We start from the raw sequence: 26,194 nt of genomic DNA on the forward strand, positions 1-26,194 counted from the left end.
CGACATTCGGCGCTAACCTTCATCAGCCCGCTTCAGTTCGAGAGACAAGCCGCGTAATATCGAAACCGCTCTCCACTTTCCCGGGGTAAGTCCATCACGGACATGGACCGTTTCGGTCGATGGGCGGGCTCCACGCAGCTCGGACGGGGACCTCGTGAGTTTCCCGACCTCGGCGATCGGATCGAACCGTTGCGCCGCGACAGCGCCGTCTTCAGATCATCATGGGAGCGGCAATCGGCGTCTTGTCTGGATCCGCGCGTCGTCGTGGCCGTTGCCCTTGCTCCCGCGCCGACCGTCCGGGCGTTCACCCCGAAAAGCCTCGCCGGCATCACGGTTCCCGTGACCCTGATGGTGGGTGAAGACGACCGGGAAGCGCCGATGGCGCCGTGCGCCGCCTGGCTGAACGAGCAACTGCCGAAGAGCGAACTTCACTCGCTCGGCCGGGATGTCGGGCACTACACGCTTCTCTGTGGCGGAACGCGGGAGGGACGAGACCGCGAACCGGAGATCTGGATCGACGCTCCGGGCGTTGATCGTCAGGCTGTCCACCGTCGAGCCGTCGGGCTCGCCCTTGCGGCGATCATGGCAGATCTTCCGGCGATGATGGTCCGTTGAACCATGCCGTTCGAACGCTTGCTGACGCGAAGGATGGATGGTTCTTGGTCGGGCAGGATTGGAGAAGCAGCTTATCGGAAGCGGGCATCGCAGCTGTTCGGCTAGGTCAACAAACGAGCTTCGCCGGATATGCGGATCGAGCTTCCGGGCGTCGAGGGAATGACCGCTCCGATGCGAGATCGCGTTCCCATGTCTTCTCCCTGCACGATCTCGATCGCTCCGCCGTGCGGCCAGTCGAGGTCTCTCAAGTACCCGCCCAGAGCCGCACTTGCCGCTCCGGTCGCCGGATCTTCGTACACCCCGCCGGAGGCAAAGGGATTGCGGGTATGGAACAGGTTCGGCGTCTTGGCATAGGCGAGGAGGATCGTGATCCAGCCTTCCCTCAACATGAGGGTGCGCCCTGCGTCCAGATCATACCGCATCGAGGCGAGCGCGATACGGGAGTTCAGGGCGAGTACGAAATGGTCCGCTCCGCCGTGGGCCAAAGCCGGCGGGATATCGAGGTTCAGATTCGATGGCGTGTAGCCGAATAGGTCCAGCACCTCTTCGGTGAGCTCGTCGGAGGGGCGCGTGCTATGTGTCGGCGGAGATTGTAGGGTCGCGACCAAAGCATCCCCTCGTCGCTGCCCTTCGACTGTGATCCGGGTTTGATTCAGAGCTAACGCGAAGACGCCTGGCCCTTCTCGCATGGTGAGTGCAGCGCCCAAGGCGATGGTGGCGTGGCCGCAGAAGGGAACTTCCGATTCCGGCGAGAAATAGCGCACCCGCCAGTCCGGACCGGACCGGACGGCGAAGACCGTTTCTGAGTAGCCGATTTCGCTGGCGATGCGGTGCATGTCCGTATCGCTCGGAAACGCGTCCGCGATCAGAACACCGGCGGGGTTGCCACCCGCGCCATTCTCAGAAAATGCCGAGATACGCAAAACTTCCAATGCCGCCTCCTAGACGCCTTCCCTCCCGAGAACGTTAGCAGGCCAAGGGAGACAGCTTGGGGTGTGGAACAAAGGCGAAACCCACGCAAGTGTGTCCGGTCAGCTTTCGCAGGCCCGATTCAGTGATCACCTGAGACCGGACGAGCGCCCTGTTCCCCAAGGTAGGTGAGAGCTTCTACAGCGAGCCGGCTAAACCGCTGCTGACGCTGGTTGCCGATAACTCGCCCTGTCCGCACGACATGCTGTTTCCCGCCTGCAATCGCGGTCTCTACGAGCGGGCGGGATACCCGAACCATCCGAACTGCCAGGACAATCTGCTCAAAAAACTCCGGCTTGCCTGCATCATGGTGCCGGTCGTTCCCGACCCGGTGAGCCCGTTTCAACGATCCGAGCCCCAGCCGGACGGGCATCTGGAGGTGCTGGCTTCGGATAACCCACCACGCGGAAACGTGCCCCGGCGGGCGGACCGAGACCTTCTCCTCGTCGTCACCGGCTGCTCCGTCCACTACCATCCGACGATCGGCGATCGGTCGCGGGCATCAGGCTCGAAATTGCGGCGAACGGCCAATGACCGGATTCGAGACCGCCGATCGCTGCTGAGAATGCCTTGAACGGGTCGAAAGTGGCCATGAACTTGCAACTGGGGCGGCAGGAAAGCGCCTTTTCGTCAAGGAAGGGCGCTCTGATAGCCGTCGAAGCGGAAGCTTGATCAGGGACGTGGAAAACGACCGATCCGGCGCTCGAGGAAGGCGTCGGCATAGGTGCAATGTCGCTCGGTGATCTCCTCGACGAAGGGGGAACTGCCGATTCAGCGATACGTGTCGCCGTTTCCAACCAGGAGCACGCCCCCTTTGGCGTCGTCGACACGGGTCCGGTCCTGGAAGACGCCTCGGCAGAGCTCCGGCATTGCCGCCGCCCCATAGATCCGATCGACCAGCTCGCCATCGATCTTTACCTCCCGCGTCGGGCCTGGCGAACGCAGATGCGCCCGAAAAGGCGGCGCAAAAGCCGAAACCCGGCTTGCCGGCGAGCCTGACGCGCAGAACCCGGCGCCTCGATGCAGCGACGATCGAGGCATCGGCCACCGTCGCGCGGTGGGCGTCAATGAGCACGGGCCCGGGAAGCGGCGGCTCGTCAGGCCACCCTTTGGAAAGTCGAGACGCGTCAGTACCAGACGGTGCGGTTGCTATCGCTCAAGGACCGGTTGACGCCTTGCTGCTCCGACATGCCGCTGCGCGCCCGTGTCTGCGGCATGTCCCTTTCGGCGAAGCTGTTGGCATCCCCGAGCTTGCCGACCTTGACCGCTTGAGCTCCGGCGCCACCCTGCGTCACCAGGATGTCGGACAGGTAACTCGGCGCTTTCGCGCCGACGAACGAGACCGTCCCCGTGTAGCCCGTGACGTTGAGATTGGTATAGCCCTTGCCCTTGAGGGCCGAGCAGAGCTGCCCGGCGAACGGCGCCTGGCCCTCGACCCGCCGCAGGGTGTGCTTGCCCCACTCGGTGTTTCCGCCGACATAGCCCCCCCAGCACACGAGCGCCCGCAGATCCTTGAAGTTTTTGGGAAGCTTGTAGCCGGCCAGTTCGGAGGCCACCTCGCTTGCCGTCTTGTAGGCGGTCTTATTGCCGCCAAAGAACCCTTTCACCGTCCCGACGATCTGCGACCCGCCACCGTATCGCCCGTGCGCGAAGATGTAGAGGATGTCGCCGCTACCGATCGACGACAGATCGACCTTGGTTCCGTGCAGGAACACTTTCGCGACCTGGCTGTAATGGTCTGCCCCATGCTTCAGCTCCTCGTCGTCGAAGGGGAGGTAGATGTAGAACATGACAAGGGCTCCGCTCGCGAGGACGATCCGGTCGGATCGACAGCCATGTAATGGAAAAATCGTTACCGGTCTCCGTCGAAGAAGGATCAGTTTGCGATATGACGCTGCGTCGCGAGGGCGGTTTCCTTCGCGACGGCGCGACTGGCTCCGCAAGACGCCTGTTAGGCTTCGACAGGGTGATGCCCATTCTGGCGATAGGATTGACTTCGAGGCCGAGTGGCCCGTTCGACGTCTCATGGTCGATCGTGCAAGCAGGTCTCATCGAAGTCGGATCGACGGGAGCCACCGAGGCGCAAACGCCTCTCCCTCCTCTCCGCTGCCTCGGTGCTGACCGGCGGCATGACGCAGCCCGCACCGAGCGCCGAAGACCTCAATGCGGATCGGTTCGATCCGCACGGACGCACGCCCTGCAAGCGAGAGGCGTACGAGACGGGACGCCTGCGATTCAAATTCCAGTCGAGCTTCAGCAGGCTGGCTTGGACCCCCAAGCAACGCGTGAACACGCCTGCAACTGGGCGGCACGAAGAAGGCGCCTTTCCGTCAAGGAAAGGCGCCTCTGATGGCCGTCGAGGCGGAAGCTCGATCAGGGACATGGAAAGCGACCGATCCGGCGCTCGAGAAAACGGTAGAGCTCAGCCGAATAGACCGTTCCCATAGCGATCAGCGCCATGCCGGCGCCCTGCGAGAACGCGAGGCCCAAGCTGGTCGGTTACATCATGCTGAGCATGGCGACCACGCCACCCAGCAGAAGGGTTGTAACGTATGTTCCCATGCGAATCCCCTGAACAAGCGTGGCGGAGGTTGAGGTTTCTGGATCGAGCTTAGCGCCCATCGGTTTCGCCATCATCGACGCCGGAGTCATGGTCGTGATCCGTCGTTCAAGTCGAAGCCGACGGGACGTCGACGTAGGGGATCACACCGTAGGTTGCGGATCGCCGGATCTGGTTCTCTCGGCCTCTGCGATCAGGGCCAGCGCACGCGGGAGCCAACGTTCGACCTCCACTTGCAAGAGGCCCATGGGTCGGGCTGGCTCCTTCAGGATCGATGTAAGCCTGGAATCCAGGGCGACTTCTTGCTGGATCTCCTCCTCGAACGCCGGCGGAACAGTCATGGGACGAGCGCCATAGGGCTCGACGGTCCCCTTCCAGATTCCGGAGACGAAGACGTCGCCGGACGAGTCAGAGGCCTTTCTGGCGCCATCCCAATTTTCCTCCGCAACCGCTTCCGCGCAGGCGTCCGCGAGGCTTTCAGCGTTGATGACCTGATGGCGAAAGACGGGAAGCCGATAGATCGTTTCGATCGTATCGGTCTGCATGGCGGGATCTCCTTTGAACGTGGCGAAGCGATCAGGGTCGGTTCATCAGCCTGGCTTTGGGCGGCGGTCGCTGTGGCAAGCCAATCCGGCGTCGGCATTCGTTCATCGCAAGGCGGATGCATTCGTTTCCGTCCTCGTGCCGGAACTGCATCCAGAAATCACGGCGTTCCTCATGGGTCTGGCCAATGCCGGCGAGGCGTTCGAACTGGCCGACGGTCGTGTTCTCGCGCTCGATGCGCGCGGCGGTTTCGGGATCGAGAGGGGAAGCGTCGGGAATATGGCTCATGCCGCGATCGCTTCGGGTTCGTCGGGAAGCGCCGGCATGTTGTGAACGAGCGCGCCGATCGCGGCGTAGAGCAGCGCGTCGTCGGCGATCCTCAGGGACGAGAGGCAATGTCGCGCGCCGTCGATCCGCCATGCTTTCGATGGTCCGACCGCGACCATCGGACCGCAGATGACGAGCGAGCAATAGGCGTCGATCTCGCATTCGCGCGCATCGATGACGGTCACACCGGCTTCGATCGCTGCCGGGATGAGCTGTTCGAGCATTGCCATCGAGAACCCGGACCACGACGTGCTGGCCGTCTCGGTCGGGCAGCCGAGGCTCGCTCGTTGGCTCGGCCCGATCTGAAGCAGCACGTCGGGCTGCTGGATGTGGTCCAGGATCTCCGGATACACGAGGGGGAAGCGTGTGGGGTCCAGAGGCATGTCGATCTTCATCGACGAGCCGGGAAAGCCTCGCTCTCCTCCAAAGCCCGTCACACGGGCTCCCTTGCCTCTCCCTCTCATCGTGCGCCGCGGCCGTCGGGCGCCATCGTCGGGTCCGGATCAGCGGATGCGGTCTGCGGCCCCGATGTGATGGGGCACCGGCTGGTTTCGCAGGCGGGTCTTCAAACCATGGTGGCGGCGTCGAGGGGGCGACGGTTGAAGTCGTCGAACTGGACTCTGGTTATCGTCATGCGCCCTTCCGACTCGGCAGGGAACTTCCGGTGCGATCCCAACCGATGTCGGTGTGGGGGAAGTCGTCGCCCTTGAACGCGAGACGGGCTCGATTGCCGCGCGCGCAAGCGTAGGCGAAGCAATCGCCCATGTTGAGCTTGGCGGGGTGTCCGACGAACTTGCCGAAGCGGGTAGCGGCATCGATCGCCTTCTCGGTGATATCGCCGCTGATGCGAAGCTCGCTCGCCTCCATGTCTGAGATGAACCCGTCGACCATCTGTCGGGCGGTCGCGATGTCGTCGGGCGACGTCGGCCCCTGCCCGGTGCGAGCGCGTGACATGCGTCCCGCGATGGACAGGACCGCCTCGAAGCGGGCGACGGCCGATACGTAGAAAGGGCCAGCGTCATGCTCGAGGCGATCGAGGAGGGCTTCCCCGTCCGCTTCTTCGACGAGAATGGCGACCATGACAGAGGCATCGATGAAGAGGCTCACTGATCGCCCCACATGTCGTCGGTTTCTGCCTTGTGGTCGCCAGGCGCGTACGGACCGGCGGCTTTGGCCATAGCCAAGGTTTTCGCCAAGCGTTGACGAATTGGAAGTTGCGCGCGAGCCTCATCGACACTGCGCTTGAGAGAGGCACGCACGGCCTCGGCCTTGGTGGAAGCCTTGGTCAGGCGCTTGAGCTCATCCGCAAGCGCGTCGACCTCGGCGTCCTTGATGTAGAGGGCCATTGGAATATCCCTGGTGCATATTCGAATATGTATGATTGGATATTTTGAAGCAAGCGTGAGATGGCGCAGACGCATGCCGCGCGAACCTGCTCCATGTCCTTGATCGACGATCTGGCCCAATTGCCGGAGCGGCGGACATGGACGGTTCGCGTGTCGGCCATCTGCGCCAGACGCCGGATGGTCGCCAGATCCTCGTCGCTTGCCCGGCCGAACACCTCGATGTCGACCCAATGGCCGCCGCTCCCGACATGGCTGTCGCGAAGGCGATGGTGGGACGAGGTATAGAAGCTCTCGTTGGGCTCGTTCAGCCGCACCTGAGACGTGAGGATCAGGAAGCCCGATCCGATGCTTCCGCAGAAGGCGAACTTGTCGGCGGGGATCGTCTTGGGGCCGCCTCCGACCTTCACGCCGCCGATCTGCCGGAACGCCTCGTCGAAGCTCGCCGGGTTGGGCGTCATCCGCGGTTTGATCTCCCGGTGGAAGCGCCGGGGCGGACGTTCGGGATCGAGATGGCCGACATCGATCTGATGGAACGGATCGAGAAGGTAGGAGGGATCGCCGGGATAGGGGGCAGTCACGCCAGAGAACGCGCAGGAGCTGGTGCATGTTGTCGCCATGGCTCCAGAGCCGACGACGAGCCTCACGCCGCTTGGCGGCGCGCTGGTCGCGCTCGCACTGCTGAGCGCGCGGCCAGCTTTCGTGCCGCCGCGCCATCTCCGTTTCGACGTCGTGCTGTGTCTCGCGGATCAGCTTCGCGAACAGCGGAAGCTTCTCACACTTCTGGCGCTGCGAGCACATGAAGGCGGCTCGCTTGCGCGGGGTCTCGGTGTAGCCCTCGACCAGGGCCATCGTTTGAAGCGCATGGGTGAGCCTCCTACGGCTTGCTGTGACGGTGTGAGGGGAAGAGAGCCGCGGTGGCTTGTCCAGGCCCGCGCGGGTCATGCGGCGGCTGCCCGGCGGCTCTTGATGAGAGCTGCGATGACGATGACGGTCTCGTGGTCGAGCCCGTTCAATTCCAAGGAGGAGCCTCGGCGATCTCCCGCTGCGTGCGCCCGCTCGCCTCCACCAGACGAACGGCCTCAGCTTCGAACTCCTTGCCGAACCGACGATGCGGCTTGCCCATGAAATGCTCCTCTTTCCTTCAAAAGAGCTCTCCACTTTCGCGGGGTAAGTCCACAGGGCGTGTGCCCCGGCTGCGAGGATGACGGACAGGCGGTCGCCGCCAGCACCGCCTACGTCAAGCTACCCGCGACGACGCCTGCCACGACCACGAGAGCAGGACGTCGGCCTTGGCTTATGGCCACGCCCATGATCGCCATGTTGCTGGGTCCCAGGGCGTGCCGTCGCCAGACGGTAGGCACCGTAGACGACAAGCAATTGGTTCACGACATCGGCCGTTGAGATCACCTGCGGATAGATAGGTCCTGACGAGGAACGGGCAGAGTTAGAGGTTCCGGCGCATAACGGAGTTGAGGTAGCGCTGATCCTCGATTTCGTAATTCGTCTCGCCAGCCTTCTGGAAGGCCTGACGCTCGTAGAAGGCGACCGCACCATGGTTCTCTGCGTTCACAGCGAGCCAGACGCCGGCATGCCCGCTGGACCGGGCATGTACCAGACCCGCTTGAAGAAGGGCGACCCCCTTGCCGCTCCCTTGATGACGTGGCTGAACGTAGAGGGTCGAAATCTCCACGTTCGAACAGCCTGCCACGGGTGCCGACGCTTCCACCACCAGTTCGATCATGCCGTCGATGCCCACGACATTCTGCGACACGAGAATGGTGCGTCGCGGGTCTGCCAGGCGATCGCGAAGGCGATCGATGGTGAACTCGTTGAGCGCATGGTCGGCGAAGAAGCCGTTGATGCCCTCCCGGATGTAGGTCGCCAGTCACACCTCGATCGACAGAGCAGCCAAGCTGGATGCATCGGACACCGTGGCGTCCCGGATCATTATCTTCACAGCCATGCTTCCTGAACGCCTGCTTCTCGTCATGACCCTGTAGGTTGATGCCTACCTATCAACTAAGGAACAGAAAGCCGTCGCCGCGAGAACCCTCAACGACTCAGCCCGGTCGAATACCGCTCGAAGACGTCGCCAACAAAACCAGCATGCATTAGAGTTGAACCGGGCCACCGAATAAGGTCAGGCCACAGCGGCGGCACCAGAGCATGCGGAGGATGATGACGTTGGGTGTAGTATTGGCCGGCGAACGCCAAAATCCTGCCTGGGTCGCCGTCTTCAGACGAGCAAGGTTTCACCGCGTTCAGTCTTTTGCAATAGGCCCGTAGTAGCTTGCCATTTGGATCGGTAGAATCCGGTCTTCGGCGGTCTCTTCCGCTGTGACGCACTTCAACGAGGATACGATCTCCTCGCCATAATTGGCATAGGGGATCTGAATCGAGCAGAGCCAAGGTGCGATCCAGGCATTGAGCGGGCTGCCGTCGATGCTGATCAGTGAACAGGCCTCAGGAATTTCGATCCCGCGCTCTCGTGCCCTACGGTGAACGCCGTAGGCAATCTGATCGCTGAGGCAGAAGAGCGCGTCATGCACCGGACCAGCTTCGAAGATGCGATGGGCCGCATCGTAGCCGACGTCGAGATGTGAAGTGCCCTCACCCATTTCGTGGCGAACCGTACGCGGATCTACGCCGAGTTCGGCAAGACGATCGGCGAAGCCTGCGACGCGCGCCTTCGCCGCTGGAGAAGAATGGACTGGCAACACGACGCCAAGTCTTTGCCTCTTATCAGAGACAAAGCATTCGGCGACAGCCGCGCCAGCAGCCCTGTCGTCGATGCCGACGAAGGCGCCAACACCGTGGGGTGAGCGGCGTGTCACGAAGACCAATGGCGCGCGTTCGTGACAGAGCTTGGAGAGGACCCTGCTCGGCACGGCTGCCACCAACACGAACCCACATACCAACTGCGAGCGCATCGCCTCAAGATATTCGTCCTGAAGATCGGCCCGGTCGTGCGTATCGCAAAGAATCATTACGTAGCCGGCATTGCGCAGCGCCGCTTCCGTGGATGATGCGATCGTCGCCATCACCGGATTGTCGAGATTGGCGACCAGCATGGCGACGACCTGCGACTGGCGCGTGCGCAGCGCCCGGCCGACGGAATTGGGCCGGTAGCCGACCTCCTCGACGGCCCGAAGCACGCGCGCCACGGTTTCGGGCGAGGCGCGCCGCGTCTCGCCGTTGACGATGCGCGAGACCGTGGAAACGGAGACGCCGGCACGCTCGGCCACGGTTGCCAGGGATATGTCCAGAATCGCCGTCCATTCCAAATCGAGGGCCTGTTGGTAAGGGCACGGTTGTTTCATCGCCCTCCCATCTTGTCGAGGCCGAAAGATAGTCGTTGACTTGCTTGGCAAACGTTTGCCAAAATATTTTCAGGACGAACCAAGACGCCAACGACAAGTGTTGCGACCGCCTGCACGGTGCGGCCCGGCGCGACCAGACACCGCGGCCAACGCGGGTCATCGGGAGGAGATCGAACCCATGCGTGTTTTCACGCCGCTTCTGCTTGCGCTCATGACGACCACGACGGGGGTGGCCTGCGTCCAGGCGGCCGACACCACGGTTCGGATGACTTGGTACTCGGACGGCAACGAAGGCCAGGTCATGGCCGACCTGCTGTCACGCTTCGAGGCGGCCAATCCCGATATCGACGTCGTCCTCGACGAGGTGCCGTTCAAGGCGATCAACGAGACCCTGCCGGTGCAGCTGGCCTCCGGTCAGGGGCCGGACATCGCGCGTGTCGTCGACATGGGCGGCCTCTCCCGCTTCGCCCTCGACCTGCGGCCCTATCTCAACGACGCGGCCTATTGGGAGGCCAATTTCGGGCCCTTCCTCGAATGGATGCGCCCGGCCGGGGACACGCAGTCGATCCCGGGCTTCATGACCCAGCTCACCGTCACCGGCGCCTACGTCAACAAGACCCTGTTCGAGCAGGCCGGCATCGCGATGCCCGGCGACAAGGCGACCTGGGAGGATTGGGCGACGGCCGCGAGTGCCGTGGCCAAGGCCGCCGAGGTGCCCTTCCCCATCGCGCTCGACCGCTCGGGCCACCGCTTCTACGGCCTCGCCCTGTCGCAGGGGACAGAGGTCTTCGACGCCGCCGGCGCGCCCGTGGTGGTGGACGACGGCTTCAAGCGCGCGGCCCAGCTCGTCTACGACTGGCACCAGTCGGGCGTGATGTCGAAGGAGCTCTGGGGCTCGGTCGCGGGCACCGCCTATCGCGGCGCCAACGAGGAGTTCAAGAACGCGCAGGTCGTCCTCTACCTCTCGGGCTCCTGGCAGGCCAACCAGTTCGACAAGACGATCGGCGACGCCTTCGACTGGGTCGCCGTGCCCAACCCCTGCGGCGTCGGCGGCTGCTCGAGCATGCCGGGCGGCGCGGGGCTCGTCGCCTTCAAGTCGACCAAGAACCCGGAAGCCGTGGCGCGGGTCATGGACTATCTCGCCAGCGAACCGGTGCTGGCCGAGTTCTATTCGCGTTCGCTCTTCGTGCCCGGCCATCTCGGACTGGCCCAGAAGGGGGTCGAGTATCCGAGCGCCGGGCCGCAGGCCGCAGCCGCCCTCAAGGTCTTCACCGCGAGCGCCAGCGCGATCGCGCCGCTCGCCTACAAGGTGCAGGGCTACACCAACAGCCGCATCGTCTTCAACGCGGTGATCAGCCGGCTGGGTCAGGCCATTTCGGGCGAGACGAGCTTGGAGGATGCCTATGGGCGGATCCCGACCGAGGTCGCCCAGCAGATCGCCGAACGCAACAAGAAGTAAGGCGGGACCCCGATGTCGACGGTCCGCCCCCCTCAAGCAGACGGCGCGCGGCGACGCGCCGCCGCCGCCCTCCGGGGCGCCGTCGCGCCGGTTGCCGCCCTCGCCCATGCCCTCGTCGACAAGCCCATGCGCTGGATCCAGACCCGCATCGGCGCGCGGCGCATGGCCTACGTGTTCCTGCTGCCGAACTTCCTGCTCTTCGGCCTCTTCGTCTTCCTGCCGATCGCCATCAACGTCGTCTTCTCGGTGACAGGCGGAACCGCGCTGTTTCCCGCCGATCGCCCCTATGTCGGCCTCGGCCAGTACGAATATCTCCTCGACTGCGGCTCCTATCTCGATCCCAACAGCTGCCGCGAGGACCATTTCTGGCGCGGCGTCTCCAACACGCTGCGCTTCGTCGCTTTCCAGGTGACGAGCATGGTGCTCTTCGCCCTCGTCACGGCGCTCGTCCTCAACATGAAGATTCGCGCCCGCGGCTTCTTCCGGGCGGTCTACTTCTTCCCCGTGCTGCTGTCGCCCGTCGTGGTGGCGCTGATCTGGAAGTGGATCCTGCAGCGCGACGGCCTGCTCAACGCGGCGCTCACCACGATGGGCGGGGAAAAGATCCTCTTCTTCATCGATCCCGGCTGGGCCATGTTCTGGGCGGTCTTCGTGTCGGTCTGGGCCCATATGGGCTTCTACACGCTGATCCTGCTGGCCGGGCTGCAGGCCATTCCCGCCGATCTCTACGAGGCGGCCGAGATGGACGCGACGCCGCGCTGGCGCATTCTCACCCGCATCACCCTACCGCTGCTCTGGCCCAACATGATCGTCGTGATCGTGCTCGCCCTCATCAAGGGCGTCCAGACCTTCGACGAGGTCTTCGTGCTCACCGGCGGCGGACCGGGCACGGCGACGCTGATGATCGTCCAGTACATCTACGAGACCGCCTTCGCCAACCAGGTGCAGAATTTCGGGCTCGCGGCCGCCGCCTCGGTGGTGCTCGGCGTGGTGCTCTTCGCGCTGACCATGCTCCAGCTTCTCGCAACCCGTCGCAAGGAGGCCTGACATGGCTGCGGGAAAGCTTCGCACCCTCCTTACCTCGCGCCGCGGCGGCGCCGGTGCGCCGATGCACTGGACCGACGTCGCGGCCTACGCCTATCTCGCACTCGGCGTGGTGCTGATGTTCGGGCCGGTGGCCTGGCTCGTGCTCTCGTCCTTCAAGACGCAGAGCGCGCTCCTGGAATTTCCGCCCTCGCTGCTGCCCACGGCGCAGGTCGAGGTGAGCGTCGCCGGCCAGCCCAATCCGCTCCCGCTGTTTCGGGTGCGCATGCCCGACGGCACCAGCCGCGAGCTCGTGCAGATCCGACGCGTCGGCCTCGTCGCGCAGATGGCCGACCCCGCCGATCCCACCCAGATCGTCCGTGTGCCCGTCGCCGAGCGCGAGCCGGTGCGGCGCACCGCCTTCGCGGTGTCGAACTACACCGAGCCGCTCGAGCGCTTCGCGTTCCTGCGCTACCTCTCCAACTCGCTGTTCGTCACCGTGGTGGCGACGGTCCTGACGCTGATCGTCAATTCGATGGCCGCCTATGCGCTGGCGGTCTACGAATTTCGCGGCAAGAACGCAGCCATGCTGGCGGTGATCGGCACCTTGATGATCCCGATCACCATCATCCTGGTGCCGGTCTATCTCGTGGTCACCCAGCTTGGGCTCGTCAACTCGCTCTGGGCGGTGATCCTGCCGGGCGCGGCGACGCCGACGGGCGTGTTTCTCCTGCGCCAGTACATGCTGACCCTACCGAAGGACCTGATCGAGGCGGCGCGCATGGACAAGGCCTCGGAATGGCAAATCTACCGGCGCATCGTCCTGCCGCTGTCGCTGCCGGCGCTGGCGGTGCTTGCGATCTTCTCGATCATGTGGCGCTGGAACGAGTTCCTCTGGCCGCTGGCGGTGCTGACCAAGACCGAGTCCTACACGCTGCAGATCGGCCTCGCCGCCTTCCAGGGCGAGCTGCAGACCCAGTGGCACTATCTCCTGGCGATGACCGTCGTCACGCTCGTTCCCGTTTCCCTCGTCTTCGTCTTCCTCCAGCGCTTCATCACCACGGGCATCGGCTCGACGGGCATGAAGTGAGCGACCGGACCCCACCCCATGGCTGACCTGAAGATCATCGGTGCCCGAAAGTCGTTCGGCGCGGTCGACGTGCTGCACGGCATCGACCTCGACGTGAAGGACGGCGAGTTCGTCGTCTTCGTCGGACCCTCCGGCTGCGGAAAGTCGACGCTGCTGCGCGTCATCGCCGGGCTGGAGCCGGTCTCGGCGGGCGAGATCGAGATCGATGGCGTGCGCGTCACCGACCGGCCCGCCTCCGAACGCGGGCTCGCCATGGTGTTCCAGTCCTACGCGCTCTATCCCCACATGAGCGTGCGCGAGAACATGGGCTTTGCCTTGGAGAACATGGGGCTGCCCAAGGCCGAGATCACCTCCCGCGTGGACCGGGCGGCCGCCATGCTGCGCCTCACGGACTATCTCGATCGCAAGCCCAAGGCCCTGTCGGGCGGGCAACGGCAGCGCGTGGCGATCGGCCGCTCGATCGTGCGCGATCCCAAGATCTTCCTGTTCGACGAGCCGCTGTCCAATCTCGACGCCGAACTGCGCGTCGCCACCCGCAAGGAACTCGCCGCCCTCCACGCCGAGATCGGCGGCACGATGATCTACGTGACCCACGACCAGGTGGAGGCGATGACGCTCGCCGACCGGATCGTGGTGTTGCGCGCCGGGCGCATCGAGCAGGTCGGCACGCCGCTCGATCTCTACAACCGGCCCGCCAACGTCTTCGTGGCCGGCTTCATCGGTTCGCCGCAGATGAACCTTTTGCCCGCCACCGTGCGCGCCACCGGCGCCGCGCTCCGCCTCGATGTCGGCGGCACGCCGATCGAACTGCCCGCCGCCCTCGCGCCCGGCGTCGTCGAGGGCGCACGCCTGACGCTCGGCATCCGTCCCGAGCACATCGCGGTCGATCCCTCCGGCGGCGGCGACCTCTCGCTCCATGTCGATCTCGTCGAGCAGCTCGGCGGCGAGACCTTCTTCTACGCCACCGCGCCCGGCCTGCCGCAGATGACGCTGCGCCTCGACGGGCAGGCCGCCATCCGCCGCGGTGACGCGGCCTCGATCCGCTTCGAGCCCCGGCACATCCATCTGTTCAACGAGGACGGCGCGGCCTTCGCCCGTCCCTGATCCACCGGAGATCTCCCGATGAAAGCCCTGACCCACGGTCGCCTGCGCGGCCGAGACGGCGACGCCTTGCTCTTCGATCTCGGCACCGGCGGCGAGCCGATGGCGACGCTGCGTGTCGCCATCCTGGAAGACGATATCGGCCGCGTGACGCTGAAGCGTCCGGACGGCTACCGGCTGGACCGGGGCTGGCAGATCGCGCCGGGCGGGCTGGAGCCGAGCTTCGAAGGCCGGGCGCGCGACGACGAGACCGGTTTTGCCCATCCCGCGACGCAGATCGAGGAGGGCGAGGGCGTCGTCACGCTGCGCAGCGCCGGGCTCAGCGCCGAGGTGCGTCTGCATCCGTTCGGCATCGACTGGCGCCGGGCCGGCGAGGACACGCCCTTCCTGCGCGACCGCCCGACGCAGGCCTATCTCCTGTCGCGCAAGACCGGCGCGCTCACCCACGCCATGGCGCGATCTAAGGACGATCGTCACTACGGGCTCGGCGACAAGGCTGGCCCGCTCGACCGCACCGGGCGCCGCTTCGCCATCGACGCAGTGGACCCCTGCGGCTTCGACGCCGAGCTGTCCGATCCGCTCTACAAGATGCTGCCGTTCTTCATCGTCGACGGCGCCGCAGGCGCGCACGGCATCTTCTACGACAACCTCGCCAAGGCCGTCGTCGATCTCGGCTGCACCGTCGACAACTATCACAACCTCTTCCGCTTCTACGCGGCCGAGGACGGCGATCTCGACTACTACGTCCTTGCCGGACCGACGGTGCCCGCGGTGACGCGGCGTTTCTCCTGGCTGACGGGCGGGCAGGCCTTCGCACCGCGCTGGTCGCTCGGCTTCGGCATGACGACGATGACGATCGCCGACGCGCCCGACGCGGACGCCCGCATCTCGGCCTTCATCGAGGATTGCCGCCGGCACCGCATCCGCTGCGACAGCTTCCATTTCGGCTCGGGCTACACCTCGATCAACGGTCGCCGCTACGCCTTCAACTGGAACCGCGACAAGTTCCCCGACCCCGCCGCCACCATGCAGCGGCTGAAGGAGGCCGGCATGCAGCCGGTCACGAACCTCAAGCCCTGCCTGCTCGACGACCATCCGCGGCTTCACGAGGTGCAGGCGGCGGGCGGGCTAGTCATGGACGGCGATACCGGGACGCCGGCGATCGCGCAGTTCTGGGACGGGCTCGGCTTCCACCTCGACTTCACCAGCCCCGGCGGACGGGCCTGGTGGGCGAACGGGCTGCGGACCGCGCTGCTCGACTATGGCGTCGCCTCGATCTGGAACGACAACAACGAATACGAGATCTGGGACGAGGACGCCGTCTGCGAGGGCGACGGGCGGCCCTTCCCGCAGAGCCTCGCCCGCCCGGCGCAGGCGCTGCTGATGAACAAGCTGGCCTTCGAGACGCAGAGAGCGCACGCGCCGGACAAGCGCCCCTACGTCATCACGCGGGGCGGCGGCGCGGGGATCTCGCGCTATGGCCAGACCTGGACGGGCGACAACGAGACCGCTTGGAAGACCCTGCGCTACAACCTCGCCCAAGGGCTGAACATGAGCCTGTCGGGCTATTACAGCACCGGCCACGACGTCGGCGGCTTTCACGGCCCGGTGCCGACGCCGGAGCTCTTCTGCCGCTTCGTCGAGTTCTGCGCGCTCTGGCCGCGCATGGTGATGAACTCCTGGAAGGACGACGGCACGGTCAACACGCCGTGGATGCACCCGGAGGTCCTTGACGAGGTGCGTGGCGCGATCGATCTGCGCCATCGCCTGATCCCCTATCTCTACACCCAGATGTGGCAGGCCGCCAAGGACGACACGCCGCCCATCCGGCCGCTTCACTGGGACTTCTCCGAGGACGACACGGCTCGTCGAATCGACGACGCCTTCATGCTGGGACCGAACCTCCTCGTCGCGCCCGTCCTGGAAGAGGGCGCGGCGAGCCGAACGCTTTATCTTCCCCGTCACCCCGGCGGCTGGTACGATTGGCACGCTGGACATCACCATGAAGGAGGCGGTTTCGTCACCGTCGCCGCGCCGCTCGGGCACCTTCCGGTCTTCGCGCGGGCGGGTTCGATCGTGCCCATCGACGACGGCGGTGAGACGAAGATCCGCGTTTTCGCCTCGGCCGCGACCAACGGCCTCGGATATCTCTATGTCGACGATGGGGAAACTGCGGACTGGTGTCGAAGTGGTGAGGTCGTGACCTTCCGGCTGCGACCCGAGGCGGGTGGCGCTGTGCTCGAAGCCGCGTTCTCGCAGTCTTTGAATGGGATCGTCGTCATTGCCTCTGGTGCGACACCCCTTCGACTTGCGACACCCGGCTTGGCCATGCAGGATACGGCTCGCTGAGTCCTGCATGGCCAAGGTGCCGTCCGGCCGATACGATGTGCATTGGCGATGGCGGCACCTTTTATTTCTTGAGCCGGGCATTTGCTAGAACAGGCCCTGACCCAACCACTCGACCGTCTCCGAACCGGCGCTTTAAGTTCGAAAGCGGCATTCGCCCGAACTGAATCGTTGAGGGTTTTTCTCAACGACGGCTTTCTGATCCGAGAGGATGGCGAACAGGAGGTCGAAGGCTTTGTCGGTGGATCTTCGCATGCGTGTTCTGGCGGCGATCTCGGCGGGAATATCGGGCCGCCAAGCGGCGCAGCGGATTGGGGTCAGCGCCGCCAGTGCCAGCCGTTGGCGCAACCTGGAACAGGCGAAAGGGGATGTTCGTCCCAAGGCAAGGCGGCGACCGCCGTTCCGGTCAGACCGGGGGACGTGCGGGAGAGATCCTGAGGCTCGACGAGGCCAAACCCGACATCTCGATCGACGAGTTGCGGACAGCCCTAGCGGCTACATGCTTGTCGCCAAGACGAGATGACTGCGGTTCGAGCGCGTTCTTCAGAATCAACGCCGCGTCGTCATCGGACAACGATCTGCTGCACAGAACGCTTGTTTTTGGAACACGAACACGTATCCCGGTCGCTGCATTCGTCCTGAGTGTCCGTTGCTCAACAAGCCATCCGAGGATGGGCGCACAGTGCAGACAGATGAACGTCCCGGATCGTTCGCGCAGAAAGATCGGTTTTTCTGAGGTGTGCAATCCAGTCGCCGAGGTCGTCGGACGAGATCTTGCGAAGATCGTCATATCCAAGATGCGCTGCCAGATGACCCAACGCCCGGCCCCATCGCTTTCTCGTTGAGGCCGCATTTGAGCCGCCGTCGCGCATGCATCAAACTGCTCTGCAATCCGCAGCGCGTCGTCCTTCATGGAGTTGCCGGGAACGCCACCCGGAAACGTCTCATCCATCGGCGGAAACCGCATCGACGCCGGATCCGGCGAGTGGTCCCCTTCGAACGCAATCGACACACGCTTGATCTCTCCGTCACGGAAGGCTCGAGCGACACTCAGCTCGAAATCATCGACGTAATCCGGATGGATGGTGATGCCGTGCTTTCGTAGACGAGGTTCGATCTCAGCACTAAAGACAACACGGAAGTCCTCACGGACGGTCGGATCGCTCCACTTGTCCACCCGATCCGCGGCGAACTGAGTTCGGAATGGGGAGGCGAACGGCGACCATCTCGCTTTCCCTCGTTACCTGCGATCGATCGATAGAACTCTCCTGCAAGCGCCGCGATCTTTCGGGGTGTCGGACGGAGAAGTCCGACACGCAGGTTTCGCCAGCGCGCTTCCAACGTAGCAAGCGCCTCGGCATGCAGTCGCCGGGCTTCGTCTACATCTTTTGTACGCAGAAACGACTTTTCGATCTGGCGACCGACAATGGTGACGAGATCGAAGGGTAATCTTTTCCGGAGATAATAGACGCCGGTCTTCGGATGTTTCCAAGGTTGCCCCATCGACAGGGCCATCGCGTGTGTACCACCCGCGTGTACCACCAAGCGATTACGGAATCTTAAGACGCAAGACTTATATCACAATCAAAGACTTAATAGTGGTGTGGCGGAGAGGGAGGGATTTGAACCCCCGATGCCCTTGCAGGCATGCCGCATTTCGAGTGCGGTGCATTCAACCACTCTGCCACCTCTCCGTCCGGCGGATCCGGCGAACCGGCTTCCTGTCTGAACGATCATTCCACGGCGTGGTCGGCGTCTCATCGACGCGTGGGCTCTCTACAAACACCCGGCCCTCCTGACAAGGGGCAATCGTCATCGTGTCGTCATCTCCCCGCTCGAACCCGCCTCACCTGCCCCTCCCGAACTTCTGTCGCCGCAGGTGCGCCGACGCGTATCGCACAGGTCGATCCCTCATCCGCAACACGGTTGCGCATCGCGGGCAGAAGCCGAACGCCGCCCTTCATCGTGATCGGCGGCGACCGGCGCTTCTCCCATGCCGACGTGGGAGGTCGGCATGGCCGGGGCTGGCCGGGGCCTCACCGGTTCTGGTCGTTTCTTCTTGGAAGCCGCGTTTCGTGGCGCAACCCACACCGAGGGGAACGGCAGCAGCTCGTTGCGCTCGATGGGGCGACCGCAAGCGGCGGACGGGGTTCCGCAAACGCTCGATGGACACGGAGCCGGGACGAGAGGCAAGCAACGACCGGTCCGGTGGCACCGTGGGACGCGACGACCGGCGCCGCCGATGGCTCGGCCATCGCGGCGATCCCGGCGACATCGGGTGGCATCGGCATCTCGCCCATGCCCCGGCGGCGATCTCGAGCGTCGCCCGGCGGCCACCATCGGCCCCCGGCGACCTCTTGGCGAAGCCCCCGGTGACACCTTGACGAAATCGAGGATTCCCGCTACGGCCACCCGGTCCCGGATGGTGCGCGTCTCGTGCCGGCCCGGGATGGAACCGCAAGAACCACAAGAAGACGGCCCGATCCCACCCTTGGGACGAGAGCCGGACCGAGAAGGTGAAATCCATGTTCGCAGTGATCAAGACCGGCGGCAAGCAGTACCGCGTCGCCGCCAACGACGAATTCGAGATCGAGCGCCTGCCGGGCGTCGCGGGAGACCAGGTCTCCTTCGCCGAAGTGCTGATGGTCGGCTCCACGATCGGCGCGCCCTTCGTGGCCGGCGCCACCGTGGTGGGCGAGATCGTCGAGCAGACCCGCGGCAAGAAGGTCATCTCCTTCAAGAAGCGTCGCCGGCAGAACTCCAAGCGCACCCGCGGCCACCGCCAGGACCTGACGCTGATCCGCATCAGCGAGATCCTCACCGACGGCAAGGCACCGAGCGAGCGCACGGCCGCCTCGAACGACGCCCCGGCCGCGCAGGCCGCCACGGCTCAGACGCCCGCCGAGACCGCGACCGATGCCGGAACGGGCGACGTTGCGGCCGCGAAGAAGCCACGCGCGGCGAAGAAGAAGGCCGACGGCGAGACCGCCTGACGCCCATTCGGCTCGAACGGACCGGCACCCGGAACCGGGCGCCGTCTCTCGAAGGCCGGCGGACCTGCAATCGAATTCACGGGGCGGCGCTCCGGTGGCCTTCGAGCCCCGCGCCGACCCCGACAGACAATCAGGAGACTGACAGATGGCACACAAAAAGGCAGGCGGTTCCTCCCGCAACGGTCGCGATTCCGAGTCCAAGCGCCTCGGCGTGAAGAAGTTCGGCGGCGAGAACGTGATCTCCGGCAACATCCTCGTGCGTCAGCGCGGCACGCGCTGGCACCCCGGCGTGAACGTCGGCATCGGCCGCGACCACACCCTCTTCGCGACCTCCGAGGGCGTCGTGACCTTCCAGAAGAGGGCGCAGGGTCGAACCTACATTTCCGTCATGCCGAAGGCAGAAGCCGCCGAGTGACCGGTCGCTTCAGAGCGCCGGCGTCCCAACGACCCGGCCTCTGACCCCGACGGATCGTCGGCTTCGAGGAACGAACCGGGGAGATGGGCCGCCATCTCCCCGTTTTTTCGTTTCCGCCCGAGCCGAAGGTCCGATCCGATGACATGCGACGATGCCAGCACGCTCGACGAAGACGAGTGTTCCCTCTCCACGCGCCGCCTCCGGCTTCGCCCGGCGGTGCTGGCGGACGCCCCGGCGATCGCCCGATACGCCAACGACCGGCAGATCGCGGAGATGACCTCGCGCATTCCCCATCCCTACACGCTGGGGAATGCCGAGGCCTTCCTCAGCGGCGTCGAGGACGAGTTGATCCTGGCGCTGACGCGCCGTGCGGACGGCGCCTTTCTCGGGCTCGCCTCGTTGCAGGCGCTCGAAGAGGACGGCGCGGTCGAGCTCGGCTACTGGATCGGCCGGCCTTTCTGGGGGCAGGGCTTCGCCACGGAGGCCGCGCAGGCGGTGATCGACCATGCCTTCGCCACGCTCGGCATGGCCGTGGTGGAGGTTCGCTGCCGGGTCGTCAACGGAGCCTCGCGGCGGGTCATCCGCAAGTGCGGCTTCGCCTATTGCGGCACCGGCCTCTCGACTTCGCTGGTCAGCGGGCGGGTCGCCAGCGAGACCTATCGGATGGATCGGCGTTGCTGGGAATCGCTGAAGAGTTGGAGCACCAGCCGATGACACGGCGTCTCGCTGCCCTCGCCATCCTGGCGGTGGCCGGGCTTGCAGTGGCCGGCTCGGCGCGGGCCGCTGCGCCGTTCGATCTTGCGGACTTCTTCGCGGGGTCGTCGCAAAGCGCCGGCGAGGTGCGAACGCTCCTCGTCTTCCGCGAGGCCTTTACCGCCACCTTCACCGGTCGGCGCGACGGCGAGCGGCTCCGGCTCGACGAGCGCTTCGCCTTCCGCGACGGCGCGCGGCTGCAGCGCTGGGATCTGACGCAGCGGGGCGCCGAGATCTCCGGAACGGTGGAAACCGAGCTTGGCGACGGCACGCTCGCCGCGCCCGTCCCGGTGGCGGGAACGCGCACGCCCATTGGCGCGGTGCTGACCTACCGAGGGCATGCGCCGGGCGGCGGCGCCACGCTCTTCGGTTTCCGCCACGAGATGACGGCAAACACCGACGGCACGGTCTCGAACCACGTGAGCGTCACGAAGTTCGGGCTGCCTGTGGCGACGTCCGACGTCACCTTTGCCAAGTCCGCCGCGGCGCTTGCCGCGCATTTGCCGCGCCCGTGAGGCGCGACCCCATTTCGTCCCGGCGCCGTCGGCGCTAGGAACGAGCGAACCTCAGTATTCTGGAAGCGTCCGCGGGGCGTCTTTGACCCGAAAGCCAACGCCATGAAGTTTCTCGACAAGGTCAAGGTCTATGTCCGCTCCGGCGACGGGGGGGCCGGCGCGGTGTCGTTCCGGCGCGAGAAGTTCATCGAGTTCGGCGGCCCGGACGGCGGCGACGGCGGGCGTGGCGGCGACGTCTTCATCGAGGCGGTGTCGGGCCTCAACACGCTGATCGACTATCGCTACCAGCAGCACTTCAAGGCCAAGACCGGCATGCACGGCATGGGCCGCAACCGCACCGGCGGCAAGGGCGACGACGTCACGCTGAAGGTGCCGGTGGGCACGCAGGTCTTCTCGGAGGACGAGGAGACGCTGATCTGCGACCTGACGGAGATCGGCCAGGTGTTCCGCATCGCCGCCGGCGGCAATGGCGGCTTCGGCAACTGGCAGTTCAAGTCCTCGGTCAACCAGGCGCCGCGCCGGGCCAATCCCGGCTTGGAGGGCGAGGAGCTGACGATCTGGCTGCAGCTGAAGCTCATCGCCGACGCCGGGCTGGTGGGCAAGCCCAATGCCGGCAAGTCGACCTTCCTCGCCTCGGTCACCGCCGCGCGCCCGAAGATCGCCGACTATCCGTTCACCACGCTCTATCCCAATCTCGGCGTCGCGACGGTCGATAGCCACGAGTTCGTCATCGCCGACATTCCCGGCCTCATCGAGGGGGCGCACGAGGGCGTCGGCATCGGCGACCGGTTCCTCGGCCATGTCGAGCGCACGCGCGTGCTCCTGCATCTCGTCTCGGCGGTGGAGGAGGACGTCGCCCTCGCCTACACCACGGTGCGCCGCGAACTCGAACTCTACGATCCCGAGCTGATCGAGAAGCCCGAGATCGTCGCGCTCTCCCAGATCGACACGGTGGACGACGAGACCCGGCGCGACAAGCTGGACCAGTTGGCAGAGGCTTCCGGCGTCAAGCCGCTGGCGCTGTCGGCCGTCACCAAGCACGGCATGCCGGAGGCGCTGCGGCGCCTGCGGCGGGAGATCGCCGGCATGGAGGACACTGCCGCCGAGGATCTCGCGGCCGACGACCGCCGCCGCTTCGGGGCGTCGCTGAAGGAAGAGGACTGGCGGGGATGACGGGTCTGAAAACCGGCGCCGAGGCGCTCGGGGCGGCGAAGCGTATCGTCGTCAAGATCGGATCGGCGCTGCTCGTCGATCCCGCCACGGGCCTGCGCCGCGACTGGCTGGGCTCGCTCGCCGCCGACGTCGCGATGCTGCATGCGCGCGGCGGCGAGGTGATGATCGTCTCGTCGGGCGCGATCGCGCTCGGCCGCTCGATCCTGCGCCTTCCCCCCGTCGGCCTGAAGCTGGAAGAGAGCCAGGCGGCCGCCGCGGTCGGGCAGATCGCGCTGGCGCGCGCCTATAGCGAGGCGCTCGGCGCCCACGGCATCGAGGCCGGGCAGGTGCTGCTCACGCTCGGCGACACCGAGGAGCGCCGCCGCTATCTCAACGCGCGCGCGACGGTGGGCACGCTCATCCATTTCGGCGCCGTGCCGGTGATCAACGAGAACGACACGGTGGCCACCGCCGAGATCCGCTACGGCGACAACGATCGCCTCGCGGCGCGCGTCGCCACCATGATGTCGACCGACCTTCTCGTGCTCCTCTCCGACATCGACGGGCTCTACACGGCGCCGCCGGCCCGCGATCCCGCGGCCGAGCACATTCCTCTCGTGGAGGCGATCACGCCCCCGATCGAGGCGATGGCCGGGGGCGCGGCCTCCATCCTGTCGCGGGGCGGCATGAAGACCAAGATCGATGCCGGCAAGATCGCCACGGCCGCCGGCACCGCGATGATCATCACCGCGGGCGACCGGATGAACCCGCTCGCCGCCATCGCGCGGGGCGAGCGGGCCACGCTGTTCCAGGCGTCGAGCGACCCCGTGCGCTCGCGCAAGCGCTGGATCGCCGGCCATCTCGACGCCTCCGGCCGGCTGACGGTGGATGCCGGCGCGGTGCAGGCGCTGCAGGCCGGCCGCAGCCTGCTCGCGGCGGGCGTGCGCGCGGTGGACGGCGACTTCCGGCGCGGCGACACGATCCTCGTCCTCGACGAGGCCGGCCACGAGATCGCCCGCGGGCTCATCGCCTACGATGCCGCCGAGGCGCGGGAGGTGGCGGGGCTTCGTTCCGACGCGATCGAGGCCAGGCTCGGCGTCGGCGCGCGCACGGCGATGATCCACCGCGACGATCTGGCGATGTCGCGCCAATGGGACGAGATGGCGGAGCCGAACGATGCAGGGTGACACGCAGGACGTCGACGCGCTGATGCGCGACATGGGCGAGCGCTCCACCGCTGCCGCACGCCACCTCGCGCAGGCGGACGCGGCCACGAAGGACCGCGCGCTCCTCGCCATGGCCGACGCCGTCGAGGCGGCATTGCCCGCGATCCTCGCCGGCAATGCCGAGGACGTGGCCGACGCCGAACGCGCCGGCCTCTCCGCCGCCACGCTGGATCGCCTGCGGCTCGACGCGGCGCGCGTCGCCGGGGTCGCCGCCAGCCTTCGCGCCATCGCCGCGCTGGCCGACCCCGTGGGCGCGGTGGCGGAAGAGTGGACGCGCCCCAACGGCCTGCGCATCCGGCGGGTGCGCACGCCCATCGGCGTGATCGGCGTCGTCTACGAGAGCCGGCCGAACGTCACCGCCGACGCCGGCGCGCTGTGCCTCAAGGCCGGCAACGCGGTGATCCTGCGTGGCGGCTCGGACGCGCGCCGCTCCTCGGCCGCGATCCACCGGGCGCTCATGGCCGGGCTCGAAGCCGCCGGCCTGCCGGCGGACGCCATCCAGTTCGTGCCGACGGCCGACCGCGCGGCGGTGGGCGCCATGCTCACCGGGCTCGATGGTGCGATCGACGTGATCGTGCCGCGCGGCGGGCGCTCGCTCGTGGAGCGCGTGCAGCGCGACGCGCGCGTACCCGTCTTCGCCCATCTTGAGGGCCTCTGCCACCTCTACATCGACGGCGCGGCGGATCTGGCCATGGCCCGCGCCCTCGCGGTGAACGCCAAGATGCGCCGCACCGGGGTCTGCGGCGCGGCCGAGACGCTGCTCGTCGACGAGGCGGTGGCAGCGACGCATCTCGTCCCGATCCTCGACGATCTCGCGGCGGCCGGCTGCGAGATCCGCGGCACGCTCGCGGTGCGTGCGCTCTATCCCGCCGCCCTGGAGGCCACAGACGAGGATTTCCGCACCGAGTATCTCGACGCGATCCTCTCGGTGGCGCTCGTTCCCGGCGTCGAAGGCGCGCTCGCGCATATCGCGCGCTACTCCTCGCATCACACCGAGGCCGTGGTCACTGAGGACGACGCCGTCGCCGACCGCTTCTTCCGCGCGGTGGATTCGGCGATCCTCCTCCACAACGCCTCCACCCAGTTCGCCGACGGCGGCGAGTTCGGCTTCGGCGGCGAGATCGGCATCGCCACCGGCAAGATGCACGCGCGCGGGCCGGTGGGCGTCGAACAGCTGACGACCTTCAACTACCGCATTTCCGGATCGGGCCAGACCCGCCCGTGACCCACGCCCTCCACCCGGCCCCCCCGCTGCGGCCGGCGGATCTCCGCCTGCCGCACACCGAGCGCGGCCTTCGCATCGGCCTGTTCGGCGGCTCGTTCAACCCGCCGCACGAGGGGCATCTTCTCGTCGCCGAGACGGCGCTGCAACGGCTGCGGCTCGACCGCGTATGGTGGATGGTGACGCCGGGAAACCCCTTGAAGGACCACGGCAACCTCAAGCCGCTGGCCGAGCGCGTGGCGCTGTCGCGCCGGCTGGTGCGCGATCCCCGCATCCTCGTCACCGCGCTCGAGGCGGTGCACCAGATCCGCTACACCGCCGACACGGTGGCGCTGCTGCGCCGGCGCAAGCCCGACGTGCGCTTCGTCTGGCTGATGGGCGCCGACAGTCTCGCCGGCTTCCACCGCTGGCAGTCCTGGCGCACGATCGCCCGGCAGGTGCCGCTGGCCGTGATCGACCGGCCGGGCGCGACGCTCTCGCTTCTCTCCTCGCCCGCCGCGCGGGCGCTCGGGCGCTTCCGCCTGGCGGAAGCCGACGCGCCGCTCCTGGCGCTCAGCGATCCGCCGGCCTGGGTCTTCCTGCACGGGCCGCGCTCGCCCCTCTCCTCGACGCTGCTGCGCGAGCGTGGCACACCGACCGAACCGACCGACCGCGCGGAGGCGCCGTCTTGAATCCGTCACCGAACCTTGCCACTTTACTTGTGTCGGGCACAGTCCAGCCAGACTTGCGCCTGCAACCCGAAAGGAACAGTTACCTGAACCCCGCCGCTGAACTGACGAACGATCGCATCCCCGCCTCGTCCGACGCCGCCGCCGACCCCGTTTCCACGCCGCCCGCATCCGCGCGCTCCGCCATCGACACCGTGACCGCCAGCCTCGACGATTCGAAGGCCGAAGAGGTGATCGCCATCGACCTTCGCGGGCGCTCCGCACTCGCCGACCACATGGTGATCGCGTCCGGGCGCTCGCACCGCCACGTCTCGGCGGTCGCCGACCACGTGCTGCGCGACCTCAAGGCGGCCGGCCACGGCAACGCCAAGGTCGAAGGCCTGCAGAACGGCGATTGGGTGCTGATCGACACCGGCGACATCATCATCCACATCTTCCGCCCGGAAGTCCGCTCCTTCTACAACATCGAGAAGATGTGGACCGTGGCGGACGGCGGAGACGCGAAGGTCCACTAGGATGGCGCGTCGTCGCCGGGCGCGGGACGCGCGCTC

27 protein-coding genes, 1 tRNA gene and 1 pseudogene are annotated in these 26,194 nt (G+C 66.2%); 18 read left to right on the top strand and 11 right to left on the bottom strand.

The features are described 5' to 3' along the window. The first annotated feature begins 102 nt into the window (after positions 1–102). Positions 103–615, top strand: coding sequence for an alpha/beta hydrolase (locus tag GGR04_RS18425; RefSeq protein ID WP_183201384.1), 513 nt, complete (start codon positions 103–105; stop codon positions 613–615). A gap of 101 nt (positions 616–716) precedes the next feature. On the opposite strand, the gene GGR04_RS18430 is transcribed toward GGR04_RS18425, so the two are convergent. Further along, positions 717–1,547 carry a PhzF family protein gene (locus GGR04_RS18430; protein ID WP_183201385.1) on the bottom strand — a complete coding sequence of 277 codons (831 nt, stop codon included), beginning with the start codon at positions 1,545–1,547 and terminating at the stop codon, positions 717–719. A 206-nt stretch (positions 1,548–1,753) separates the two neighbouring features. On the opposite strand from GGR04_RS18430, the gene GGR04_RS18435 reads away from it, so the two are divergent. Beyond that, positions 1,754–2,158 carry a DUF1989 domain-containing protein gene (locus GGR04_RS18435; RefSeq protein ID WP_246393367.1) on the top strand — a complete coding sequence of 135 codons (405 nt, stop codon included), beginning with the start codon at positions 1,754–1,756 and terminating at the stop codon, positions 2,156–2,158. A gap of 553 nt (positions 2,159–2,711) precedes the next feature. Here GGR04_RS18435 and GGR04_RS18440 read toward each other — a convergent pair. Both GGR04_RS18440 and GGR04_RS18445 read right to left on the bottom strand, forming a co-directional pair. Further along, positions 2,712–3,374: a hypothetical protein gene (locus GGR04_RS18440; RefSeq protein WP_183201386.1), complete on the bottom strand. Its 663-nt coding sequence runs from the start codon at positions 3,372–3,374 to the stop codon at positions 2,712–2,714. A 913-nt stretch (positions 3,375–4,287) separates the two neighbouring features. Then, positions 4,288–4,689 (bottom strand): hypothetical protein, encoded by a 402-nt coding sequence (locus GGR04_RS18445; RefSeq protein ID WP_183201387.1) that lies wholly within the window; start codon positions 4,687–4,689, stop codon positions 4,288–4,290. A gap of 13 nt (positions 4,690–4,702) precedes the next feature. Between GGR04_RS18445 and GGR04_RS18450 the strand changes: the two genes are divergently transcribed. Then, positions 4,703–5,020 carry a hypothetical protein gene (locus tag GGR04_RS18450; protein WP_210291870.1) on the top strand — a complete coding sequence of 106 codons (318 nt, stop codon included), beginning with the start codon at positions 4,703–4,705 and terminating at the stop codon, positions 5,018–5,020. On the opposite strand, the gene GGR04_RS18455 is transcribed toward GGR04_RS18450, so the two are convergent. The 6 genes from GGR04_RS18455 to GGR04_RS18480 form a co-directional block, all read right to left on the bottom strand. Continuing rightward, positions 4,972–5,409, bottom strand: a complete 438-nt coding sequence (locus GGR04_RS18455) for a hypothetical protein (RefSeq protein ID WP_183201389.1) — start codon at positions 5,407–5,409, stop codon at positions 4,972–4,974. The genes GGR04_RS18450 and GGR04_RS18455 overlap by 49 nt on opposite strands. A gap of 235 nt (positions 5,410–5,644) precedes the next feature. Then, positions 5,645–6,121: a type II toxin-antitoxin system VapC family toxin gene (locus GGR04_RS18460; protein WP_312857484.1), complete on the bottom strand. Its 477-nt coding sequence runs from the start codon at positions 6,119–6,121 to the stop codon at positions 5,645–5,647. Then, positions 6,118–6,360 (bottom strand): type II toxin-antitoxin system VapB family antitoxin, encoded by a 243-nt coding sequence (locus tag GGR04_RS18465; protein ID WP_183201391.1) that lies wholly within the window; start codon positions 6,358–6,360, stop codon positions 6,118–6,120. Before GGR04_RS18465 ends, GGR04_RS18460 begins: the two co-directional genes overlap by 4 nt. Beyond that, positions 6,300–6,938 (bottom strand): hypothetical protein, encoded by a 639-nt coding sequence (locus GGR04_RS24040; protein WP_246393340.1) that lies wholly within the window; start codon positions 6,936–6,938, stop codon positions 6,300–6,302. Before GGR04_RS24040 ends, GGR04_RS18465 begins: the two co-directional genes overlap by 61 nt. A gap of 866 nt (positions 6,939–7,804) precedes the next feature. Next, a complete protein-coding gene (locus GGR04_RS18475; RefSeq protein ID WP_281383131.1) occupies positions 7,805–8,245 on the bottom strand; it encodes a GNAT family N-acetyltransferase in 441 nt (146 codons plus the stop codon). 376 nt (positions 8,246–8,621) lie between these two features. Then, entirely contained in the window at positions 8,622–9,680 is a 1,059-nt protein-coding gene (locus GGR04_RS18480) for a LacI family DNA-binding transcriptional regulator (RefSeq protein ID WP_183201392.1), read from the bottom strand. Between the two features lie 178 nt (positions 9,681–9,858). Between GGR04_RS18480 and GGR04_RS18485 the strand changes: the two genes are divergently transcribed. The 6 genes and pseudogenes from GGR04_RS18485 to GGR04_RS24045 all read left to right on the top strand — a co-directional run. Further along, positions 9,859–11,139, top strand: a complete 1,281-nt coding sequence (locus tag GGR04_RS18485) for an ABC transporter substrate-binding protein (RefSeq protein ID WP_183201393.1) — start codon at positions 9,859–9,861, stop codon at positions 11,137–11,139. Between the two features lie 12 nt (positions 11,140–11,151). Further along, positions 11,152–12,186, top strand: a complete 1,035-nt coding sequence (locus GGR04_RS18490) for a carbohydrate ABC transporter permease (RefSeq protein WP_183201394.1) — start codon at positions 11,152–11,154, stop codon at positions 12,184–12,186. Between the two features lies 1 nt (position 12,187). Next, positions 12,188–13,252: a carbohydrate ABC transporter permease gene (locus GGR04_RS18495; protein WP_183201395.1), complete on the top strand. Its 1,065-nt coding sequence runs from the start codon at positions 12,188–12,190 to the stop codon at positions 13,250–13,252. Positions 13,253–13,270: 18 nt separating this feature from the next. Further along, complete coding sequence (locus GGR04_RS18500; protein WP_183201396.1) at positions 13,271–14,356, top strand: ABC transporter ATP-binding protein; 1,086 nt, start codon at positions 13,271–13,273, stop codon at positions 14,354–14,356. Positions 14,357–14,374: 18 nt separating this feature from the next. Then, complete coding sequence (locus tag GGR04_RS18505) at positions 14,375–16,702, top strand: glycoside hydrolase family 31 protein (RefSeq protein WP_183201397.1); 2,328 nt, start codon at positions 14,375–14,377, stop codon at positions 16,700–16,702. Positions 16,703–16,910: 208 nt separating this feature from the next. Next, positions 16,911–17,193: pseudogene (locus GGR04_RS24045) on the top strand (helix-turn-helix domain-containing protein); the annotation flags it as partial. Positions 17,194–17,749: 556 nt separating this feature from the next. On the opposite strand, the gene GGR04_RS24605 reads toward GGR04_RS24045, so the two are convergent. Beyond that, on the bottom strand, positions 17,750–18,214 hold the full coding sequence (locus GGR04_RS24605; protein WP_183201399.1) for a DUF6538 domain-containing protein: 465 nt from the start codon (positions 18,212–18,214) through the stop codon (positions 17,750–17,752). 89 nt (positions 18,215–18,303) lie between these two features. Next, positions 18,304–18,393 (bottom strand) — tRNA-Ser (locus tag GGR04_RS18520). Between the two features lie 831 nt (positions 18,394–19,224). Here GGR04_RS18520 and rplU point away from each other — a divergent pair. The 9 genes from rplU (at position 19,225) to rsfS (ending at position 26,158) form a co-directional block, all read left to right on the top strand. Further along, complete coding sequence (rplU, locus tag GGR04_RS18525) at positions 19,225–19,692, top strand: 50S ribosomal protein L21 (protein ID WP_183201400.1); 468 nt, start codon at positions 19,225–19,227, stop codon at positions 19,690–19,692. Between the two features lie 145 nt (positions 19,693–19,837). Next, positions 19,838–20,107, top strand: a complete 270-nt coding sequence (rpmA, locus tag GGR04_RS18530) for a 50S ribosomal protein L27 (protein ID WP_183201401.1) — start codon at positions 19,838–19,840, stop codon at positions 20,105–20,107. Positions 20,108–20,245: 138 nt separating this feature from the next. Continuing rightward, complete coding sequence (locus GGR04_RS18535) at positions 20,246–20,821, top strand: GNAT family N-acetyltransferase (RefSeq protein ID WP_183201402.1); 576 nt, start codon at positions 20,246–20,248, stop codon at positions 20,819–20,821. Further along, entirely contained in the window at positions 20,818–21,375 is a 558-nt protein-coding gene (locus tag GGR04_RS18540; protein WP_183201403.1) for a DUF3833 family protein, read from the top strand. The genes GGR04_RS18535 and GGR04_RS18540 overlap by 4 nt, the downstream gene beginning before the upstream one ends. A 102-nt stretch (positions 21,376–21,477) precedes the next feature. Continuing rightward, a complete protein-coding gene (obgE, locus tag GGR04_RS18545) occupies positions 21,478–22,548 on the top strand; it encodes a GTPase ObgE (protein ID WP_183201404.1) in 1,071 nt (356 codons plus the stop codon). Beyond that, a complete protein-coding gene (gene proB / locus GGR04_RS18550) occupies positions 22,545–23,714 on the top strand; it encodes a glutamate 5-kinase (RefSeq protein WP_183201405.1) in 1,170 nt (389 codons plus the stop codon). Before obgE ends, proB begins: the two co-directional genes overlap by 4 nt. Next, positions 23,704–24,978, top strand: a complete 1,275-nt coding sequence (locus GGR04_RS18555; protein ID WP_246393342.1) for a glutamate-5-semialdehyde dehydrogenase — start codon at positions 23,704–23,706, stop codon at positions 24,976–24,978. The genes proB and GGR04_RS18555 overlap by 11 nt, the downstream gene beginning before the upstream one ends. After that, positions 24,975–25,646, top strand: coding sequence for a nicotinate-nucleotide adenylyltransferase (locus GGR04_RS18560; RefSeq protein ID WP_312857485.1), 672 nt, complete (start codon positions 24,975–24,977; stop codon positions 25,644–25,646). Before GGR04_RS18555 ends, GGR04_RS18560 begins: the two co-directional genes overlap by 4 nt. 53 nt (positions 25,647–25,699) lie before the next feature. After that, on the top strand, positions 25,700–26,158 hold the full coding sequence (rsfS, locus tag GGR04_RS18565) for a ribosome silencing factor (protein ID WP_246393351.1): 459 nt from the start codon (positions 25,700–25,702) through the stop codon (positions 26,156–26,158). Positions 26,159–26,194: the final 36 nt, after the last annotated feature.

The organism is Aureimonas pseudogalii (assembly GCF_014196835.1).
GTDB classification, from domain to species: domain Bacteria; phylum Pseudomonadota; class Alphaproteobacteria; order Rhizobiales; family Rhizobiaceae; genus Aureimonas; species Aureimonas pseudogalii.

Excerpts from the sequence above, each read along its gene's own strand:
- GGR04_RS18500 (WP_183201396.1), top strand. The coding sequence starts at position 13,271 with ATGGCTGACCTGAAGATCATCGGTGCCCGAAAGTCGTTCGGCGCGGTC.
- rpmA (WP_183201401.1), top strand. The coding sequence starts at position 19,838 with ATGGCACACAAAAAGGCAGGCGGTTCCTCCCGCAACGGTCGCGATTCC.
- GGR04_RS18425 (WP_183201384.1), top strand. The coding sequence starts at position 103 with ATGGACCGTTTCGGTCGATGGGCGGGCTCCACGCAGCTCGGACGGGGA.
- GGR04_RS18440 (WP_183201386.1), bottom strand. The coding sequence starts at position 3,374 with ATGTTCTACATCTACCTCCCCTTCGACGACGAGGAGCTGAAGCATGGG.
- GGR04_RS18495 (WP_183201395.1), top strand. The coding sequence starts at position 12,188 with ATGGCTGCGGGAAAGCTTCGCACCCTCCTTACCTCGCGCCGCGGCGGC.
- proB (WP_183201405.1), top strand. The coding sequence starts at position 22,545 with ATGACGGGTCTGAAAACCGGCGCCGAGGCGCTCGGGGCGGCGAAGCGT.
- GGR04_RS18485 (WP_183201393.1), top strand. The coding sequence starts at position 9,859 with ATGCGTGTTTTCACGCCGCTTCTGCTTGCGCTCATGACGACCACGACG.
- rplU (WP_183201400.1), top strand. The coding sequence starts at position 19,225 with ATGTTCGCAGTGATCAAGACCGGCGGCAAGCAGTACCGCGTCGCCGCC.
- GGR04_RS18490 (WP_183201394.1), top strand. The coding sequence starts at position 11,152 with ATGTCGACGGTCCGCCCCCCTCAAGCAGACGGCGCGCGGCGACGCGCC.
- GGR04_RS18445 (WP_183201387.1), bottom strand. The coding sequence starts at position 4,689 with ATGCAGACCGATACGATCGAAACGATCTATCGGCTTCCCGTCTTTCGC.
- GGR04_RS18480 (WP_183201392.1), bottom strand. The coding sequence starts at position 9,680 with ATGAAACAACCGTGCCCTTACCAACAGGCCCTCGATTTGGAATGGACG.
- obgE (WP_183201404.1), top strand. The coding sequence starts at position 21,478 with ATGAAGTTTCTCGACAAGGTCAAGGTCTATGTCCGCTCCGGCGACGGG.
- GGR04_RS18465 (WP_183201391.1), bottom strand. The coding sequence starts at position 6,360 with ATGGCCCTCTACATCAAGGACGCCGAGGTCGACGCGCTTGCGGATGAG.
- GGR04_RS18535 (WP_183201402.1), top strand. The coding sequence starts at position 20,246 with ATGACATGCGACGATGCCAGCACGCTCGACGAAGACGAGTGTTCCCTC.
- GGR04_RS18555 (WP_246393342.1), top strand. The coding sequence starts at position 23,704 with ATGCAGGGTGACACGCAGGACGTCGACGCGCTGATGCGCGACATGGGC.
- GGR04_RS18540 (WP_183201403.1), top strand. The coding sequence starts at position 20,818 with ATGACACGGCGTCTCGCTGCCCTCGCCATCCTGGCGGTGGCCGGGCTT.
- GGR04_RS24605 (WP_183201399.1), bottom strand. The coding sequence starts at position 18,214 with ATGGCCCTGTCGATGGGGCAACCTTGGAAACATCCGAAGACCGGCGTC.
- GGR04_RS18505 (WP_183201397.1), top strand. The coding sequence starts at position 14,375 with ATGAAAGCCCTGACCCACGGTCGCCTGCGCGGCCGAGACGGCGACGCC.
- GGR04_RS18455 (WP_183201389.1), bottom strand. The coding sequence starts at position 5,409 with ATGAAGATCGACATGCCTCTGGACCCCACACGCTTCCCCCTCGTGTAT.